Here is a 19442-nt window from a genome sequence, read left to right on the forward strand (position 1 = left end):
CTCCCGGACGACCTCACCCAGGAGGGTTCGGGAGGTTCCCGGCCACGGACCCATCAGGACGCACCCTGCTCACGAACGACCTCACCCAGCGCGGTGAGAAAGGCATCGGTCTCCTCCGGCGTCCCGGCGGTCACCCGCAGCCAACCGGGCAGTCCGACGTCGCGCACGAGGACGTCGTGCTCGAGCAGTGCCTTCCAGACGCCGGGGGCGTCGGCGAAGTGCCCGAAGAGCACGAAGTTCGCGTCGCTGGGCACGCTGGTCAGCCCCAGGCCCGGCAGCGCGGCGACGATGCGGTCCCGCTGTGCCTTGACCGCGTCGACGGTCGCCAGCAGCGCGTCGGTGTGCGCCAGCGCCGTCCGCGCGGCCGCCTGGGTCAGGGACGACAGGTGGTACGGCAGCCGGACCAGCTGCAGCGCGTCGACGACGGCCGGGTCGGCGGCCAGGTAGCCCAGCCGCAGGCCGGCCATCCCGAACGCCTTGCTCATCGTCCGGCTGACCAGCAGCCGCGGCCGGCCGGGCAGCAGGGTCAGCGCCGAGCGGGTGCCGGTGCGGGCGAACTCGGTGTAGGCCTCGTCGACGACGACCACGCCGGTGGTGGCGTCGTAGACCGTGGCGATCGTCTCCAGCGCCACCGCGGTGCCGGTCGGGTTGTTGGGGCTGGTCACGAACACGACGTCCGGGCGCACCTCGCGCACCTGCGCCGCGGCCTGCGCCGCGTCGATGGTGAAGTCGTCGCGGCGGTGCCCGTCGACCCAGGCGGTGCCGGTGCCCGCCGCGATGATCGGGTGCATCGAGTAGGACGGCGTGAAGCCCAGCGCCGTCCGCCCCGCTCCACCGAATGCCTGCAGGATCTGCTGGAGCACCTCGTTGGACCCGTTGGCCGCCCACACCTGTGCCGGCTGCACGGTCTCCCCGCTGGTGCGGGTCAGGTAGGCGGCCAGGTCGCGGCGGAGGTCGAGCGCGTCCCGGTCGGGGTAGCGGTTCAGCTCCAGCGCCGCGTGCCCGAGCGCCGCGCCGAGGTCGGCGAGCAGCTCCGCCGGCAGCGGGTGCGGGTTCTCGTTGGTGTTGAGCCGGTGCTTGACCTGCAGCTGCGGGGCGCCGTAGGGCGTGCGGCCGCGCAGCTCCGGCCGCAGCGGGAGCTCGTCCATGCTGCTGGCGACGACGTGGGTCATGCGCGCTGCCGGGCCCGGACAGCGGCGGCGTGCGCGGGCAGGTCCTCCGCGCCGGCCAGGGCGTCGATGTGCCCGGCGACCTCGGCGAGGGCCTGCTCGTCGTACTCGACGACGTGGATGCCGCGCAGGAACGACTGCACCGACAGGCCGCTGGAGTGCCGGGCGCAGCCACCGGTGGGAAGCACGTGGTTGGAGCCGGCGATGTAGTCACCCAGCGACACCGGCGACCAGGCGCCGACGAACACCGCCCCGGCGTTGCGCACCCGCAGCGCGACCTCGCGGGCGTTCCGGGTCTGGATCTCCAGGTGCTCGGCGGCGTAGGCGTCGACCACCCGCAGGCCGGCCTCGACGTCGTCCACCAGGACGACGCCGGACTGGCTGCCGTCCAGCGCGGCGAGGATCCGGTCGGAGTGCTTGGTGGCGGCCACCTGCCCGGGCATCAGGTCGAGGACGGCGTCGGCGAGGGCCTCGCTGGTGGTGACCAGCACCGCGCCGGCCAGCGGGTCGTGCTCGGCCTGGCTGATCAGGTCGGCGGCGACGTGCACCGCATCGGCGGTCTCGTCGGCGAGGATCGCCACCTCGGTGGGGCCGGCCTCGGAGTCGATGCCGATGAGGCCGCGCAGCAGCCGCTTGGCCGCCGTCACGTAGACGTTGCCCGGGCCGGTGACCATGTCGACCGGCTCGCAGGAGCCGGCGCCGTAGCCGAAGACGGCGATGGCCTGCGCCCCGCCGACGGCGTAGACCTCGCGAACGCCGAGCAGCGCGCACGCGGCCAGGACGCCGGGGTCCGGTAGCCCGCCGTGGTCGCGCTGCGGCGGGGAGGCCACCGCGATCGACTCCACCCCGGCGATCTGCGCCGGGACGACGTTCATGACCACGCTGGACAGCAGGGGAGCCAGGCCGCCGGGCACGTAGAGGCCGACGCGGCGCACCGGCACCCAGCGCTCGGTGACCGTGCCGCCGCGGACCACCTGGGTGGTGACGTCGGTGCGGCGCTGGTCGGCGTGCACCCGGCGGACGCGGGCGATGGCCTCCTCGAGGGCGGCCCGGACGGCCGGGTCGATCCCGGCGAGCGCGGCCTCGATCGCCTCCTGCGGGACGGCGAAGTCCGCCAGGTCGACGCCGTCGAGGCGGGCGGTGATCTCGCGGACGGCCTGGGCGCCGCGCAGCCGGACGTCCTCGCACAGCGGCCGGACCGTGGCGAGCACCGAGTCGATGTCGGTGGCGGCGCGGGGCAGTAGGCCGGCGAGCTCACGCACCCCCGGCAGGGCGGAGCCACGCAGGTCGATGCGGGCGAGCACGGGCGGACCTCCGGGGCGGGGACGGAACACCTCAGGATAGCCGCCGGGGGTGGGCGGGTCGGCGTCCTGCCCGGTCCGCAACCACGGCCACCCGTAGGCTCGCCTGCCGTGGACCTGATCCCACTCTTCCCGCTGGGGACACCGCTGTTCCCCGGGGTGGTCCTGCCGCTGCAGGTCTTCGAGCCGCGCTACCGGCGGCTGGTCCGCGACCTGCTGGAGCTGCCGGAGAGCGGGGCCCGCTGCTTCGGTGTGGTCGCCATCCGGCAGGGCTGGGAGGTCGAGGAGGTCGCCCCGGCAGAGGCCCTCTACGACGTGGGCTGCACCGCGCGCCTGCAGACCGTGCGGCCCCAGTCCGACGGCGGCTTCCGCATCGTCACCGCTGGCGGCGACCGGTTCCGCCTGCTCGACGTCGTCGTCGCGGACGACCCGCCGTACCTGCAGGCCGAGATCGAGTGGCTGGCCGAGGAGGAGGCCGCCGAGGAGGCCGCCGGCGACCAGGACGGACTGGTCGTGCCCGGCGGCGCGGCACCCGACGCCGAGCACGAGGATCTCGTCAGCGAGGTCGCGCGCGGCTCGATGGAGGTGCTCGTCCGCGGGGTGGGCGGACTGTTCGCGCGCTACGTCGCTGCGGTGACCACGCTGACCGGTGAGGCCGACGGCGAGCAGCCCGACACCGCGGACCTCCTCCGGGCGGTCTCCGGTGACCCGCGGGCGCTCTCCTACCTGGTGGCCTCGGCGGCGCTGCTGACCACCGAGGACCGGCAGGCGCTGCTCGCCGAGTCCGCGACCCGCCGGCGGCTGCAGACGGAGTCGCGGCTGCTGCGCCGCGAGCTGACCCTGCTCGAGGCGGTCGGCGCGGTGCCGGCGCCGCTGCAGCGCTTCGCCGGCCCGCGCAGCGTCAACTAGCAGGACCCCGCTGCCCCCCACCACTCGCGAACTCGCGGCGGGACCCTGCAGCGGGGCCGCTCTCGCGCGGCGTCACCCCGGGCGACGGGGGCGCGGCGCCCGTGGGGGCCGGCACGGGGTCAGGCCGGTCGAGGTCGTCGGAGGCGGCGAACAGCGTGGCGACCACGTAGGTCAGGACGGCGAGGAACGGGCCGACCGCCAGCGCTGCCGGTGAGCCCAGTACCAGCGGGGTGACGATCCGGGTGCCGATGTCGGCCAGCTGCACGTCGGAGGGGCCGGCCCCGAGCAGCTCGCCCAGTTGCCAGGCGACGAGGGCGGCCATCACCATCCCGCCGGCCAGGGCGAGCACGGTGGCGACCCCGCGCCGGCGGCGCAGCCGCCAGGAGACCAGCCCGGCCAGGAGCCCCAGGCCGGCCAGCACGAGGGTGTAGACGCCGTCGTCGGCGACGAGCAGCTCGGCCGACGGGCGCCCGACCACGATCGGGCCCTCCTCGGTGACCTCGAAGAGGGCCCGCGGCGCCAGCGCCCACCACAGCAACCCGGCGGGCACTCCGGCGAGCAGCAGCACCCCGGCCAGCACCAGCGAGCTGCGCAGGTCGGCGCGCAGCTCGGCGCGGCCGGCCCACGGGGCGCCGGCACCCCACCGCGCAGGGCGGACGGGCGGCGGCGGTCCGACGGGAGCGGAGGTGGGAGTGCTGTCCACGTCTCCAGTCAACCCCGCGCAGCTGTGCGGCTCATCCCCGGCGGCCGGACGGCCGGGCGGCGCTCCTCCCACGGCCCCGTCCCGTGGCTCCCTCCTGGCGTGCCCCGAGCTTGCGAAGGGCTCGGGGAGGGGGACGCTCCATCTACTGCAGGGTCCCGCCGCGAGCCCGGTGGCGTACTGGAACGGCCACCCTTCAGGGCCCCACGGGCCGCCCCGTCCCGGGCACCGTCCCGAGCCTGCGAGGGGTGGGGAGGACGGGGTCCTTTCCGGAGGCGTGGGAAGGAAGGATGGTCCTTCTTCACAGCAGCGCCACGCTGGTCGGACCGAGCAGCGCCTTGATGTCGCCCATGAGCGCCGTGCTGGGCCGGACCCGCAGCCCCTGGTCCAACCGCAGCACGGTCTCGCGGCTGCCGTTGACCAGCTTCAGCTGCACCTCGGTGGTGCCCGGGTGGCTGCCCAGCACCTCGCGCAGCCGCTCGACCACCGGCGGGGTGCAGCGGGCGGCGGGCATGGAGACCAGCACCGGGCCGCGCGGGCCCTCGGTGAGCTCGGGGATGGTGACCTCGGCGCCGAACAACGAGGGCTGGTCGTCGCGCCGGCTGATCCGGCCCTTGACGACGACGATCTGGTCGCGGGCCACCTTGTCCGCCACCTGCTGCCAGGTCTTCGGGAAGAACAGCACCTCGATGCCGGATTCGAGGTCCTCCAGGGTGGCGATGGCCCAGGGCGCGCCTTGCTTGTTGGTGCGCGGGCCGACCGCGGTGAGGATGCCCGCGATCGTCACGTTGGCGCCGTCCTCCACGCCCCCGGCGTTGATCTCGGCGATCGGGGTGTCGGCGTGCGCGGTGAGGACGTGCTCGACGCCGTGCAGGGGGTGGTCGGAGACGTAGAGCCCGAGCATGTCGCGCTCGAAGACCAGCCGCTCGGACTTCGACCAGTCCGCCGCGGGGATGGCGACGTCGAGCGCGCCGCCGAACGGGTCCTCCTCCGCGCCGTCCCCGCCGAAGCCGCCGAACAGGTCGAACTGCCCCTCGGCCTCCTTGCGCTTGAGCGCCATCGCCATCTCGACCGCGTTGGCGTGCACGCTGACCAGGCCCTGCCGCGAGTGGCCGAGGGAGTCGAAGGCGCCGGCCTTGCACAGCGACTCGATGACCTTCTTGTTGCACACCAGGGCGTCGACCTTGCGCAGGAAGTCGGCGAAGTCCCGGAAGGCGCCCTGCTCCTCGCGGGACCGCACGATCCCGTCGACGACGTTGCGGCCGACGTTGCGGATCGAGGCCAGGCCGAAGCGGATGTCGGTGCCGACCGGGGTGAAGTCCGCCGCCGACTCGTTGACGTCGGGCGGGAGCACCTTGATGCCCATCCGGCGGCACTCGGCCAGGTAGATCGGCCGCTTGTCCTTGTCGTCGCCGACGCTGGTGAGCAGCGCGGCCATGTACTCGGCCGGGTAGTTGGCCTTGAGGTACGCCGTCCAGTACGAGACCAGGCCGTAGGCGGCCGAGTGGGCCTTGTTGAACGCGTAGTCGGCGAACGGGACGAGGATGTCCCAGAGCGTCTTGATCGCCGCGGCGGAGTAGCCGCGCTCCTTCATGCCCGCCTCGAAGCCGACGAACTCGGCGTCCAGCACCGACTTCTTCTTCTTGCCCATCGCCCGGCGCAGCAGGTCGGCCTTGCCGAGGGAGTACCCGGCGACCTTCTGCGCGATCGCCATGACCTGCTCCTGGTAGACGATCAGGCCGTAGGTCGTGCCGAGGATGTCCTCCAGCGGCTCGGCCAGCTCCGGGTGGATCGGCGTGATCTCCTGCTGGCCGTTCTTGCGCAGCGCGTAGTTGGTGTGCGAGTTGGCACCCATCGGGCCGGGCCGGTAGAGCGCGCCGACGGCGGAGATGTCCTCGAAGTTGTCCGGCCGCATCAGGCGCAGCAGCGAGCGCATCGGCCCGCCGTCGAACTGGAAGACCCCGAGGGTGTCACCGCGGGCCAGCAGCGCGTAGGTAGCCGGGTCGGTGAGGTCCTTGCTGATCTCGTCGAGGTCGATCGGTTCCTTGCCGTTCGTCACGATGTTGCGCAGCGCGTCGTCGATGACCGTGAGGTTGCGCAGGCCCAGGAAGTCCATCTTGAGCAGCCCGAGCGTCTCGCAGGTCGGGTAGTCGAACTGCGTGATGACCGCGCCGTCGGCCTCGCGGCGCATGATCGGGATGCTATCGATCAACGGGTAGCGGCCGATGATGACGCCGGCGGCGTGCACGCCCCACTGCCGCTTGAGCCCCTCGAGCTTGCGCGCCTGGTCGACGACCTCGGCCGCCCCGGGGTCGGCCTCGTAGCGGGCGCGGAACTCCGTGGCCTCCTTGTAGCGCGGGTGGGCCGGGTCGAAAATGCCCGACAGCGGGATGTCCTTGCCCATGACCGACGGCGGCATGAGCTTGGTGAGCTCGTCGCCCACCGAGTAGGGCCGGTCGAGCACGCGTGCGGCGTCCTTGATCGCGGCCTTGGCCTTGATCGTGCCGTAGGTGACGATCTGGCTGACCCGCTCCTCGCCGTACTTCTGCGAGACGTACTGGATGACCTCACCGCGGCGGCGGTCGTCGAAGTCGATGTCGACGTCGGGCATCGAGACGCGCTCGGGGTTGAGGAAGCGCTCGAAGATCAGTCCGTGCGCCAGCGGGTCGAGGTCGGTGATGCCCATGGCGTAGGCGGCCAGGGAGCCCGCCGCGGAGCCACGGCCCGGGCCGACCCGGATGCCGTTGTCCTTGGCCCAGTTGATGAAGTCGGCGACCACGAGGAAGTACCCCGGGAAGCCCATCTGGGTGATGATCCCGACCTCGTAGTCGGCCTGCTTGCGCACGTGGTCGGGGATGCCGGCAGGCCAGCGCTTGTGCAACCCGCGCTCGACCTCCTTGACGAACCAGGAGGTCTCGTCCTCCCCCGGCGGCAGCGGGAAGCGCGGCATGAGGTCGGCGCCCTCGGTGAACGACACCTCGCACTGCTCGGCGACCAGCAGTGTGTTGTCGCAGGCGGAGGCGAGCTCGCCGGGGAACAGCGCGCGCATCTCCGCGGCGCTCTTCAGGTAGTAGCCGTCCCCGTTGAACTTGAAGCGGTTGGTCTCGCCCAGCCGCGATCCGGTCTGGATGCAGAGCAGTGCGTCGTGGGCCTCGGCGTCCTCCTTGTGCGTGTAGTGCAGGTCGTTGGTGGCCAGCAGCGGGATGCCCAGCTCGCCGGCGATCTGCAGCAGCTGCGGGCGGGTCTTCTGCTCGATCGCCAGGCCGTGGTCCATCAGCTCGGCGTAGAAGTTCTCCCGCCCGAAGATGTCCTGGAAGTCGGCGGCGGCCTGGCGGGCGCGGTCGTACTTGCCGGCGCGCAGCCACATGTTGACCTCGCCCGACGGGCAGCCGGTGGTGGCGATCAGGCCCGTGCCGTAGCGCTCCAGCAGGTCGCGGTCGAACCGCGGCTTGCGGTACTGCCCCTCGAGGCTGGCCATCGAGGAGATGCGGAAGAGGTTGTGCATCCCCTCCGTGGTGCGGGCCAGCAGCGTCATGTGGGTGTAGGCGGCCTTGCCACGAGAGGACCCGCCCTCGCCGTCCTCGTCGATGAGGTTGTCGCCGAAGTCGAACGGCGCGCGGTCGAAGCGCGAGCCGGGCGTGTAGTAGCCCTCCATGCCGATGATCGGCTTCACGCCGGCGCCCTTGGCCTGCTTGTAGAAGTCGTAGGCGCCGAAGACGTTGCCGTGGTCGGTCATCGCCAGCGCCGGCATCCCGTACTCGGCGGCGGCCGCGGTGACCTCCGGCAGCTTGGCCGCGCCGTCGAGCATCGAGTACTCGGTGTGTACGTGCAGGTGCACGAACGGATCGGACGACGGGTTGCTCACGGGCGTCGGTGCTCCTCACGGGTCGTGCGTGCCCGGCCGTCGGGGATCCGGCGGGCGACCGGCGGGGAAGACCGGTGGGCGGTGCGGCGGTGCTCCGGACGGGATCGGCGGGAACCCGATCCTCGCACCGCAGAGGTCTACTCCGGGGGACCGACAGGAATGTGTCTCGGCACAGCGGACCGCTCCGTCACACCTCGTCCGCCAGCGGACGGCGCATCGTGACGTGCGCGATGCCGGCCTCCTCGTAGACGTCCCCGACCGCCGTGTAGCCGGCCCGCTCGTAGAAGCCCCGCGCCGGAACCTGGGCGTGCAGCTCGACCTCGGTCAGCCCTAGCAGGACGGCCTGCCGGTGCAGCTCGGCGAGGACGGCGGCGCCGTACCCGCGCCCGCGTACCGCCGTGTCGACGGCCATCCGGCCGACGACGGCGCGGCCGTCGCGGACCAGCAGCCGCCCGGTCGCCACCACCCGCCCGCGCTCGTCGCGAACCAGGGCGTGCACCGCGGTGGCGTCGTGCTCGTCGCGCTCGACGTCGGCCGGCACGCCCTGCTCCTCGACGAAGACGCGGGTGCGCAGCGCGGCCACCTCCGGCCAGTCCGCCGCGGTGGCACGCCGGGCCCTCATGCCGGCCTCCGGACGACGTCGGGCAGCGCGGAGGCCGGCACGAGCAGGAAGCGCAGGTCGACGACGGCGTGCAGCAGGACCGGGAGCAGCAGCGAGCCGGTGTCGAGGTAGAGGCCGGCCAGCACGCCGCCGAGGACGCCGGTGGTCACCATGCCGGCCACCCCCTGGTAGGCGTGGGCCAGGCCGAACGCCACGGCGCCGACGGCCACCAGCACCGACGTCGGCAGCCCGCCGCCCACCGCGGCGACGACGGCGAGGAGGAAACCGCGGTACAGCCACTCCTCGCACACGCCGGCGGTGATCCCCACCACGGTGAACAGCCGTCGCTCGGCGCGGGTGCGCGGCAGCAGCGCCAGGGTCGCGTGCACCGACGGCTCGGCGTGGCGCCCGCGGACGGGCGGGGAGTGACCCGGCCGGTGCAGCTGGTCCGCCGCCTGGGCCAGCGCCCCCGATCGCAGGACCCGCGTGGAGACGGCGACGAAGCCGAGCACCAGGACCGTGGCCGCGGTGGCCAGCGGGCCGGGCCACGACTGCGGCAAGCGCAGGCCCACGGCCCCGGCGTCCACCCCGGGGGCGGCCAGCCAGACGACCAGGGCGAGCCCGGCCAGCCCCCACTCCAGCACCAGCAGCCGACCGTAGAACGACCGCCGGGCGCCGTCGTCGGTGCGCAGCCGGTCCTCGAAGCGGCGGTGCAGCACGTGCCCGGCCAGCGGCTCGCCGACGATCAGGTAGCCCGCCACCACGACCGCCGACAGCGCGGCCGGGCCGTAGTCGGCGAGCGAGCCGGGCAGCCCGACGGTGCTCATGGCCGAGCTCGCACGCTGGCTCGCACCGGCGTCAGGCCTCGGCGCGCAGGATGTCGAGCGCGCCGGCCAGGTCGGGCGGGAACGGGCTGGTGAACTCCGTCCAGCGCCCGTCGGCGGGGTGCGGGATGCCCAGCCGTGCGGCGTGCAGCCACTGCCGCGAGACGCCGAGCCGCGCGGCCAGGGTCGGATCGGCGCCGTAGGTCGTGTCGCCGACGCAGGGGTGGCGGAGGGCGGAGAAGTGGACCCGGATCTGGTGGGTGCGGCCGGTCTCCAGCCGGATGTCGACGAGGCTGGCGGCCGGGAATGCCTCGACGACCTCGTAGTGGGTCACCGACGGGCGCCCGCCCTGGACGACGGCGAACCTCCAGTCGTGCTTCGGGTGCCGGTCGATCGGCGCGTCGATCGTGCCGCGCGAGGGGTCGGGGTGGCCCTGGACGAGGGCCGCGTAGCCCTTCTCGACCGTCCGCTCCTTGAACGCCGCCTTGAGCGTGGTGTAGGCCCGCTCGCTCTTGGCCACGACCATCAGCCCCGTCGTCCCGGCGTCCAGCCGGTGGACGACGCCCTGCCGCTCGGCGGCACCCGAGGTGGCGATCCGGTAGCCGGCCGCGGCCAGCCCGCCGACGACGGTGGGCCCCTCCCAGCCGGGGCTGGGGTGCGCGGCGACGCCGACGGGCTTGTCGACGACCACGACGTCGTCGTCGTCGTGGACCACGGTGAGCCCGGCGACCGGCTCCGGCGCGGTGGGCTGGGATGGGTGGGCGTGCGGTAGCGGCGGCAGCTCCACCTCCAGCCAGCTGCCGCCACTGACCCGGTCGCCCTTGCCGCGCACCCGGCCGTCGACGACCACGGCACCGGCGTCGGCGAGGTCGGCGGCGGCACCGCGGGAGAGCCCGAAGAGCCGGGACAGCGCCTGGTCGACGCGCTGGCCCTCCAGCCCGTCGGGCACCGGGAGGGCCCGGCGTTGGCCCGCGGAGCTGGTCACGGCCCCATTGTGACCACCGGCGGCGACGGGACGGCGCACCGCCGCCCGAGCGTGGCCCCCTCCCGGGACCCGCAGGCCCCCTGCAGGGTCCCGCCGCGAGCGTGCGAGTGGCGGGGGGTCCTTCTCCGAGGGATGGGGGGACGCGGGGTCCTTCGTCAGTCGCGCGCGGAGCCGTCGTCCCCGGCCTTCCGGCTGCCGGAGCTGCGGGTGCCGTCGAACTCGATGCCGCGCAGCGCGAGGACGGCGCCGAGCACGCCGCCGCACACGATGGCGGAGTCGGCGACGTTGAAGATCGGGTAGAACTCGCCGTTCGGCGCGAAGACCGAGATGAAGTCGACGACGCCGCCGCGCAGGAAGCCCGGGTCGCGGAAGACCCGGTCGACCAGGTTGCCCACCGCCCCGCCGAGCACCAGCCCGAGGGCGACGGCCCAGCCGGTGGAGAACAGCCGGCGTGCGGTGCGCACGATGACCACCGCGACGGCGACCGCGATGAGGGTGAAGACGATGGTGAAGCCCTCGGCGAAGGAGAACGCCGCGCCGGTGTTGCGGGTGTGGGTCAGGTACAACGCCCCGCCGAGCAGCCGGATGTTCTCGCCGCGCTCGATCGTCGCGACGACGAGCAGCTTGGTGCCCAGGTCGACCAGCAGCACCGCCAGCGCGAGCAGGAACAGCAGCCGGGTGCGCGGACGGCGTCCGGCGGTGGCGCGGGAGGCCGTGACCGCGCCGTCCTGGGGATCGCTCGGTTCGGACAGGAGAGCTCCTCGGTCGATGCGTGGATGTGCCGGGGCGGCCGGTCCCGCCGTCCCGACCGACGATAGCCGCGGGGGCACACCGTCCCTGCCGCCGTCCGGGACGGCGCGCAACTCGGAGGCGTTGTGATCCATCTCATGACTGTGTGCGACACATCTCACCACGCCGAGTGACATGTTCGGCCGGAAAGTGGTCGAAGTTGGAGGAGCACCGCTCCTCTCCTCGCACGGAAGGCCGTCGTGTCCACCGATCTCGCCCCAGCCACCGACCCCGACGTAGTCCTCGTGGGCGGCGGCGTCATGAGCGCGACGCTCGCGTCGCTGCTCGGCGTCGTAGCCCCCGACTGGAGCGTCACCGTCTTCGAGTCCGCGCCAGCGGTGGCCGGCGAGAGCTCCGACGCCTGGAACAACGCCGGGACCGGTCATGCGGCCCTCTGCGAGCTCAACTACACCCCCGCGACCGCGGACGGGGCGGTCGACGTCACCAAGGCCGTGACGATCAACGAGCAGTTCCAGGTCTCGCGGCAGTTCTGGTCGCACCTGGTCCGCTCGGGGCTGACCGGCGCACCCAAGGAGTTCATCACTCCCGTCCCGCACATCAGCTTCGTCACCGGCGAGGCCGGCCGCTCGTACATGCGCACCCGCCACGAGGCCATGGCGGCGCAGCCGGTGTTCGCCGGGCTGGAGTACACCGACAGCGCCGCCGAGCTGGCCGGATGGGTGCCGCTGATGATGGCCGGGCGCCCGGCCGACCAGGTGGTCGCCGCGACGCGGTCGGCGGCCGGCACCGACGTCGACTTCGGGTCGCTGACCCGACTGCTGCTCGACGCCGCCGAGGAGCGGGGCGTGCACGTGCACGTCAACCAGCGGGTCACCGACATCGAGCGCCGGGACGACGGCCGGTGGGCGGTGACCGTGCGTGACACCCGCAGCGGGGAGGAGCGCACCGTCCGCACCCGCTTCCTGTTCGTCGGCGCCGGTGGCGGGGCCCTGCCGCTGCTGCAGAGGGCCGGCATCCCCGAGATCCGCGGATTCGGCGGCTTCCCGGTGAGCGGCCAGTTCCTGCGGACCCGCTCGCCCGAGCTGGTCTCGGCGCACCAGGCCAAGGTCTACGGCCAGGCCGCCGTCGGCGCCCCGCCGATGTCGGTGCCGCACCTGGACCTGCGGCTCATCGACGGCGACCACTCGTTGCTGTTCGGCCCGTACGCGGGCTTCTCGCCGAAGTTCCTCAAGGCAGGCTCGCTGTTCGACCTGCCGCGCAGCGTCAAGCCGAGCAACCTGGGCTCGATGCTCGGCGTGGCCCGCACCGAGATGGCGCTCACCCGCTACCTCATCGGCGAGCTGCTCCAGTCGCGCGGCGACCGTCACCGGACGCTCACCGACTTCGTGCCGCTGGCCGAGCAGCAGGACTGGGACATGATCACCGCGGGTCAGCGGGTCCAGGTGATCAAGCGTGACCCGGCGACCGGCCGCGGTGTCCTGCAGTTCGGCACCGAGCTGGTCGTCGGCGCCGAGGGCACCATCGCCGGCCTGCTGGGAGCCTCCCCGGGCGCGTCGACGGCGGTCTCGGCGATGCTCACCGTGCTCGAGCGCTGCTTCCCCGACCGGATCGCCGCCTGGCGCCCGGCGCTGCAGGAGGCGATCCCCTCCTACGGTCGCCGGCTCAACGACGACCCCGCGCTGCTGGCCGAGGTCCGCGCCGAGACCACGCAGACCCTGGAGCTCAACGGCTGACCCACGCCGTTTCGTGCACTTCCGCGGAAGTACTCCGTACACATCCGCGGAAGTGCACGAGCTGGTCACTCATCCCTGGTGGGCTCCCGCGAGCGCTGTGCGGATCCGCTCCACGACGGCGTCCATGGACCGCAGGTCGGTGGCAGCCAGCCGGATGACACGCCAGCCGGCAGCCACCAGCAGTGCCAGCCGGACGTCGTCCCGCATGATCTGCAGGTCCTCGAAGTGGTGGGCGCCCTCGTACTCGACGACCAGGCGGTGTTCCGGCCACGCGAGGTCGACGCGGGCGAGCCAGCGTCCACCGTCCACGACGTCGTACTGCGGCACCGGAGTCGGCAGCCCCCCGAGGACGCACGCCACCCGCACCCAGGACTCCGGTGGGGACTCACTGCGCGGGTCCGTCAGGTCGAACACGCCGCGGACGCGTCGTGAGTCGCGGCGGCCGGTCCTGTCCCGGAGCAGGTCGCGCAGGTCCGATGGCCGCACCCGACCGCTGCGGAGCAACGCGTCGACGACACCGACGGCAGTCGCCGTGGTCTCCAACGCGGCCACGTCCCACGCCGTCCGCACCGACGTCGTCCAGCGCATGCCCTGGCGGTCGTCCACGACGTCGGAGGGGCTGACGTCCGTCCGGTGGACGCGGACGCCTCCAGGTCCCCGCCACTTGTGTGGAGACGGGATCACGACGGTGACCGGGTCGCCGTACGTCGGCGCGGGCGCTCCGAGGACGGCCGCCGCGGACCGACCGCCCAGGGCGGCCTCCGGTGGCATGAGCAGGGCGGCTGCTCGGCAGCGCAGGAGGTGGTCACGCGGGAGCGAGACATCGGCGTACACACCGTGCAGCACCCGCACGTATGGGCCGTCGGCGAGCTGACGCCGGGTGATCCGTCCCTCGGCGATGGCGAGGGAGCCGATGAACACCCCTTCCGGGGCGCTGGGTCTGAGCAGCACCGGGGGATCCTGGCCGGTCGGGGCGCGTGCCCGCTGGCACTGTCCACAACGGCGCCCGTGGCCTGGCTTCCTGTGCACTTCCGCGGAGATGCACCGTGCATTTCCGCGGAAGTGCACGGCCACAGAGCTCAGTCGGTCTCGGAGACGGCACCGGTCTCGCCGCGCCAGGCCGCCAGCCGGCCGGCGCGGCTGACCGCCCGCAGCCGCCGCTCGGCCTCCGTGCGCGACCTCCGCGCCGACACCAGCAGCGCCTGGTCGCCTCGCCTGAGCTGGGTCGTGCGGTCGGGGACGAACGCCTTGCCGTCGCGGACGATGAGCACCACCGCCGCGTCCTCGGGCAGCCGCAGCTCCGGCAGGTAGACGCCGTGCAGGCGAGAGCCCTGCGGCACGGTCAGCTGCATCAGCTCGGCGCCCAGCTCCTCGAGCGGAGCAGCCTCCACCTGGACGTCGCGCGGCGTGACCGGCGCGGCGATGCGCAGCCGCCGGGCCACCCAGGGCAGCGACCAGCCCTGGATCAGCGTGAAGACGACGACCAGCACGAAGACCGTGTCGAAGACGCGGGTCGCGTCCGCCACCCCTGCGGCGACCGGGAACGTCGCGAGCACGATCGGGACGGCGCCGCGCAGCCCGGCCCAGGAGATGAACGCCTGCTGCCGCGGCGGGATGCGGAACCACACGAGGCTGAGCAGCACCGACAGCGGCCGGGCCACCAGCAGCAGCGCCCCGCCGACCACCAGCGCGGGCAGCAGGGCCTCGTCCAGCCGCGAGGGCGAGGCCAGGAGCCCCAGCAGGACGAACAGACCGATCTGCGCGAGGGAGGCCATGCCCTCCGCGAAGCCGATGGACGCCGAGCGGTGCGGCAGTGCGGCGTTGCCGAGCACCACGCCGGCCAGGTAGACCGCCACGATCCCGGAGGTGAGGGCCAGGGTCGCCGTCGCGAAGGCCAGCACGCAGAGCGCGAGGGTCGCCAGCGGGTAGAAGCCGGCCAGCGGCAGCGCCACCCGGCGCAGCAGTTCCGCGCCGGCGAAGCCGACGGCGACGCCGATCGCCGCCCCGCCCAGCAACTGGACGACGACGTTCACGCCGACCAGCCACCACGCCCCCTGCTCGGGCTCGGTGAGATGAGCCGCCAGCGCGGTCACCAGCAGGATGGCGGGCGCGTCGTTCAGCCCGCTCTCGGCCTCGATGGATGCGGCCAGCCGGCGGGGCAGGGGCAGCCGGCGCAGGGTCGCGAACACCGCGGCCGCGTCGGTCGAACCGATCACCGCGGCCAGCAGGAGGGCCAGGCCCCAGGGGAGGTCCAGCAGCCAGACGGTGATCGCGGCGGTGACCCCCACGCTCACCAGCACCCCGACGGTGGCCAGGGTGAGGCCAGGCCCGATCGCCCGCCGCACGTCGGCCCAGCGGGTCGTCAGGCCACCCTCGGCGAGGATCACCACGAGCGCGGCGACGCCGAGGGTCTGGGTGAGCTTGACGTCCTCGAACTGCACTCCCAGGCCGCTCTCCCCCAGCGCGACCCCGAGGGCGAGGTACAGCAGCAGGCTGGGCAGGCCGAGGCGGTCGGCCAGCCGCAGGGCGACGGCGGCGACGAGGACCACGAGGGCGCCCGCGGCGAGGGCGAGGGTGACCGTCGTGTTCACCGCGCGCGCCCGTCCACCTCCGCAGTCTCCCGTACCGCCACATCGGAGCCGTCCCGCGACCCGGCCGGGGCACCCACCGGGACGGGCGGCCGGAACCGGCCGGCGGCCTCGGGGGTGAGGGTGAGCCGGGTGGGAGAATCGGATCGTGAGCTCACCCGGCCCCTTCCGCGCGCTGCCCCCTCAGGTCGACCTGCCCGCCCTGGAGCAGGAGATCCTGGGCCGCTGGGAGGCCGACAAGGTCTTCGCCCGCTCCCTGGAGGCCTCCGCCGGCCGCCCGCAGTGGAACTTCTACGAGGGCCCCCCCACCGCCAACGGCCGCCCGGGGACCCACCACATCGAGGCGCGCGCGTTCAAGGACGTCTTCCCCCGCTTCAAGACCATGCAGGGCTGGCACGTCCCCCGCCGCGCCGGGTGGGACTGCCACGGCCTGCCGGTGGAGATCGCCGTCGAGCAGGAGCTGGGTTTCGCCGGCAAGCCCGACATCGAGCGCTACGGCATCGCGGAGTTCAACGCCCGCTGCCGGGAGTCGGTGATGCGTCACGTCGACGCCTTCAGCGACCTCACCCGCCGGATGGGCTACTGGGTCGACATGTCCACCGCCTACTGGACGATGGACCCGGCCTACATCGAGAGCGTCTGGTGGTCGCTCAAGCAGGTCTTCGACAAGGGCCTGCTGGTCGAGGACCACCGGGTGGCGCCCTACTGTCCGCGCTGCGGCACCGGGCTGTCCGACCACGAGGTCGCCCAGGGCTACGAGTCCATCACCGACCCGTCGGTGTACGTCCGGCTGCCGGTCACCAGCGGCGAGTGGGCCGGCAAGGCCGACCTGCTGATCTGGACGACGACGCCGTGGACGCTGCCGAGCAACACCGCGGTCGCCGTCCACCCCGACGTCACCTACGTCGTGGCCCGTCGCGGCGGGGACACCCTCGTCGTGGCCGAGCCCCTGCTCGGCGCCGTCTTCGGCGACCTCGACGACGTGGAGGTCCTGGCCCGCACGCCCGGGCGGGACTGGGAGCGGGTGCACTACCGCCGTCCGTTCGAGCTGGTCGAGTTCCCGGCCGGCGAGGACGCGCATTTCGTCGTCCTCGCCGATTACGTGACGACCGACGACGGCACCGGGCTGGTCCACCAGTCCCCCGCGTTCGGCGCCGACGACCTCGCCGTCTGCCGTTCCTACGGCCTGCCGGTGGTCAACCCGATCGACCCGACCGGGCACTTCCTGCCCGAGGTCGGCCTGGTCGGTGGCCACTTCTTCAAGGCGGCCGACCCCGCGCTGGTCGAGGACCTGGAGAACCGCGGCGTGCTGTGGCGCGAGCAGCGCTACGAGCACAGCTATCCGCACTGCTGGCGCTGCCACACGCCGCTCATGTACTACGCGCAGCCGTCCTGGTACATCCGCACGTCGGCGGTCAAGGACCAGCTGCTCGCCGAGAACGAGAGGACGCACTGGTACCCGGAGACCATCCAGTGGGGCCGCTACGGCGACTGGCTGCGCAACAACGTCGACTGGGCGCTCTCCCGCGACCGCTACTGGGGCACACCGCTGCCGATCTGGCGCAGCGACGCCGACCCGCAGCGGATGGTCGTGGTCGGCTCGCTGGCCGAGCTGTCGGAACTCACCGGCCGCGACCTCGCCGGCCTCGACCCGCACCGTCCGTTCATCGACGAGGTGACGTTCACGCTGCCCGGTGAGGAGGGCACCTACCGCCGGGTGCCGCAGGTCATCGACGCCTGGTACGACTCCGGGTCGATGCCCTTCGCCCAGTGGGGCGCGCCGTACCGCAACCAGGCGGAGTTCGAGGCCGCCTACCCGGCGCAGTTCATCTGCGAGGCGATCGACCAGACCCGCGGCTGGTTCTACTCCCTCATGGCCGTCGGCACGCTCGTGTTCGGCCGCAGCTCCTACGAGAACGTGCTCTGCCTGGGCCACATCCTGGCCGAGGACGGCCGGAAGATGAGCAAGCACCTGGGCAACATCCTCGAACCCATCCCACTCATGGACCGGCACGGCGCCGACGCCGTCCGCTGGTTCATGCTGGCCGGCGGCTCGCCGTGGTCGGCCCGCCGGGTCGGGCACGAGACGCTGTCCGAGGTGGTCCGCAAGGTGCTGCTCACCTACTGGAACACCGCCAGCTTCTTCACCCTCTACGCCGAGACCAACGGCTGGGGTGGGCGGGCCGACAGCACAGCGGAGCCGGCTCCGCCGCGGTCCGAGCGACCGTTGCTGGACCGCTGGGCGCTGGCCACCCTCGCCGAGGTCACCGACGGCGTCACCGCGGCGATGGAGGACTTCGACACCGCCGGTGCCGGCCGGCTGATCGCGCAGTTCGTCGACGACCTGTCCAACTGGTACGTGCGCCGCTCGAGGCGGCGGTTCTGGGACGGCGACCCGGCGGCGCTGGCCACGCTGCACGAGGTGCTCGACGTGCTGACCCGGCTCATGGCGCCGTTCACGCCGTTCGTCACCGAGGAGGTGTGGGGCCGAGCGGTCGCGCCGGGGCTCCCCGACCCGGTCGACTCCGTGCACCTCGCCTCCTGGCCGCAGACGGACGAGGACGCCCGGGACGCCGGACTGGTCGAACAGGTGGCGCTGGTGCGCCGGCTGGTCGAGCTGGGCCGCTCGGCCCGCACCTCCGCCAAGGTGCGCACCCGCCAGCCGCTGGCCCGCGCGGTCGTGGCGGCGCCGGGCTGGGCGGACCTGCCCCGCGACCTCGTGGCAGAGGTCGCCGACGAGTTGAACGTGGCTGCGCTGTCGGACCTCTCCGCGGTCGGCGGCGACCTGGTCGACGTCAGCGTGAAGGTCGACTTCCGCGCGGTGGGCCGCCGGCTGGGCGGCCAGGTGCAGGCGGTGGCCAGGGCCGTCGCCGCGGCCGACGCGTCGGCGCTGGTGGCCGCCTATCGCGCCGGGACGGCGACCGTCGAGGTGGACGGCGTCACCGTGCCCCTCCAGGACGGCGACCTGGTGGTGACCGAGACCCCGCGGGAGGGCTGGACCGTGGCCAGCGGCGGCGGGTTGACCGTCGCCCTGGACCTGGAGCTCACCCCGGAGCTGGAGCGGGCGGGCCTGGTACGTGAGTTCGTGCGGCTGGTGCAGGAGTCCCGCAAGAACGCCGGGCTGGCGGTCAGCGACCGCATCGAGCTCCGGTGGACGGCGGACGGCGCCATGGCACAGGCGCTCACCGAGCACGGCGACCAGGTCGCCGACGAGGTGCTCGCCGTCCGGGTGGGCGCCGGCACCGCCGGTGACGGCGACGGGATCGAGGGTCCGGCCGGCTCGCGCTTCTGGGTGGCCCGCGCCGGCAGGTGAGACAGGACCCCCTCCTGGGCCGCCTCGCGCCCTCGGGGGCGCCACGGAGGGTGGCCGGCGCCGAGAGGAGGGCCGGCCCGGCGCATCAGTTGCCGCGCGCGGACCGCCGGCGGGAGCGTTCGACCTCGGCCAGGTGTCGCACCGGTCGGCAGGTCGCGCAGGGGGTGAACCCGTCGATACGCGCCTCCGACATGGGCAGCGGGACGGCCGTCCGGCCCGCGAGGTACGGGCAGCCGTCCAGGTGGTAGCGCGGGTGCTCGTCGACGACGACCACCTCGTCGTGCAGGTCGACGACCAGCAGCAGGTCGGTGACCTCGACGTCCTCCTCGGCGGGCTCCCCCGCCGGCATGGCGGAGGCGGGCGTCTCGCGGACCTCGTGTGCAGCTCGCCGAGAGGTCCGCTCCGGAGCAGCCCCGTCGGCGGCCGGCGACATCGGGGCAGCCGGCTCGGCAGGGACCTCGGCAGACGGCTCGGCGAACGGCTCCGGTGGGGTCCCCGCCGCCGTGGCGCGGGCCGGCTCGGGCGGCGGGCCCGGCTCCCCGCGGACCACCTCGTCATCGGTAGCCAGCTCCGCACGGACGGCCTCCTCGGCCGGGGGCTGGGGCGGGCGTCGACCGGCCGGGTCCGCCGGAGGGGCCACCGGCCGGATCGCGGTCGCCCCGGCCGGCTCACGGGCAGGGGTCGGCTGCGGCCCGGCGGCCTCG

The 19442-nt window shown here is 73.6% G+C and carries 14 protein-coding genes; 3 read left to right on the forward strand and 11 right to left on the reverse strand.

The features are described from left to right. Positions 1-53: 53 nt before the first annotated feature. Together E4P41_RS09855 and hisD are read right to left on the reverse strand one after the other, a co-directional pair. Positions 54-1172 carry a histidinol-phosphate transaminase gene (locus E4P41_RS09855; RefSeq protein WP_135141020.1) on the reverse strand — a complete coding sequence of 373 codons (1119 nt, stop codon included), beginning with the start codon at positions 1170-1172 and terminating at the stop codon, positions 54-56. Further along, positions 1169-2473 (reverse strand): histidinol dehydrogenase, encoded by a 1305-nt coding sequence (hisD, locus tag E4P41_RS09860; RefSeq protein WP_135141022.1) that lies wholly within the window; start codon positions 2471-2473, stop codon positions 1169-1171. Before hisD ends, E4P41_RS09855 begins: the two co-directional genes overlap by 4 nt. Positions 2474-2581: 108 nt before the next feature. On the opposite strand from hisD, the gene E4P41_RS09865 reads away from it, so the two are divergent. Then, positions 2582-3379, forward strand: coding sequence for an LON peptidase substrate-binding domain-containing protein (locus tag E4P41_RS09865; protein ID WP_135141024.1), 798 nt, complete (start codon positions 2582-2584; stop codon positions 3377-3379). Here E4P41_RS09865 and E4P41_RS09870 read toward each other — a convergent pair. The 6 genes from E4P41_RS09870 to lspA form a co-directional block, all read right to left on the reverse strand. Further along, positions 3372-4082, reverse strand: a complete 711-nt coding sequence (locus E4P41_RS09870; RefSeq protein ID WP_135141026.1) for a hypothetical protein — start codon at positions 4080-4082, stop codon at positions 3372-3374. The genes E4P41_RS09865 and E4P41_RS09870 overlap by 8 nt on opposite strands. Before the next feature lie 298 nt (positions 4083-4380). Beyond that, positions 4381-7944: a DNA polymerase III subunit alpha gene (gene dnaE, locus E4P41_RS09875; protein WP_209307632.1), complete on the reverse strand. Its 3564-nt coding sequence runs from the start codon at positions 7942-7944 to the stop codon at positions 4381-4383. A gap of 187 nt (positions 7945-8131) precedes the next feature. Next, positions 8132-8566, reverse strand: coding sequence for a GNAT family N-acetyltransferase (locus E4P41_RS09880; protein WP_135141028.1), 435 nt, complete (start codon positions 8564-8566; stop codon positions 8132-8134). Then, positions 8563-9372, reverse strand: a complete 810-nt coding sequence (locus E4P41_RS09885) for a CPBP family intramembrane glutamic endopeptidase (protein ID WP_135141030.1) — start codon at positions 9370-9372, stop codon at positions 8563-8565. Before E4P41_RS09885 ends, E4P41_RS09880 begins: the two co-directional genes overlap by 4 nt. Before the next feature lie 31 nt (positions 9373-9403). Further along, complete coding sequence (locus E4P41_RS09890) at positions 9404-10354, reverse strand: RluA family pseudouridine synthase (RefSeq protein WP_135141032.1); 951 nt, start codon at positions 10352-10354, stop codon at positions 9404-9406. A 155-nt stretch (positions 10355-10509) separates the two neighbouring features. Then, positions 10510-11238 carry a signal peptidase II gene (gene lspA, locus E4P41_RS09895; protein ID WP_245177233.1) on the reverse strand — a complete coding sequence of 243 codons (729 nt, stop codon included), beginning with the start codon at positions 11236-11238 and terminating at the stop codon, positions 10510-10512. A gap of 105 nt (positions 11239-11343) precedes the next feature. Between lspA and mqo the strand changes: the two genes are divergently transcribed. Beyond that, the gene (mqo, locus tag E4P41_RS09900) at positions 11344-12837 is read left to right on the forward strand and encodes a malate dehydrogenase (quinone) (RefSeq protein WP_135141034.1); all 1494 of its coding nucleotides are present in this window, start codon (positions 11344-11346) and stop codon (positions 12835-12837) included. Positions 12838-12906: 69 nt separating this feature from the next. On the opposite strand, the gene E4P41_RS09905 is transcribed toward mqo, so the two are convergent. Beyond that, positions 12907-13788 carry a DUF559 domain-containing protein gene (locus E4P41_RS09905; protein ID WP_135141036.1) on the reverse strand — a complete coding sequence of 294 codons (882 nt, stop codon included), beginning with the start codon at positions 13786-13788 and terminating at the stop codon, positions 12907-12909. Positions 13789-13916: 128 nt separating this feature from the next. Then, positions 13917-15428, reverse strand: coding sequence for a potassium/proton antiporter (locus E4P41_RS09910; RefSeq protein ID WP_135141038.1), 1512 nt, complete (start codon positions 15426-15428; stop codon positions 13917-13919). A gap of 145 nt (positions 15429-15573) precedes the next feature. Here E4P41_RS09910 and ileS point away from each other — a divergent pair, with 145 nt between their 5' ends. Further along, positions 15574-18738, forward strand: a complete 3165-nt coding sequence (gene ileS / locus E4P41_RS09915; RefSeq protein ID WP_209307633.1) for an isoleucine--tRNA ligase — start codon at positions 15574-15576, stop codon at positions 18736-18738. Between the two features lie 85 nt (positions 18739-18823). Here ileS and E4P41_RS22660 read toward each other — a convergent pair. Beyond that, on the reverse strand, positions 18824-19442 hold a 619-nt coding region (locus E4P41_RS22660; RefSeq protein ID WP_209307634.1), incomplete at its 5' end, for a hypothetical protein.

Source organism: Geodermatophilus sp. DF01-2 (assembly GCF_004571065.1).
GTDB lineage: Bacteria > Actinomycetota > Actinomycetes > Mycobacteriales > Geodermatophilaceae > Geodermatophilus.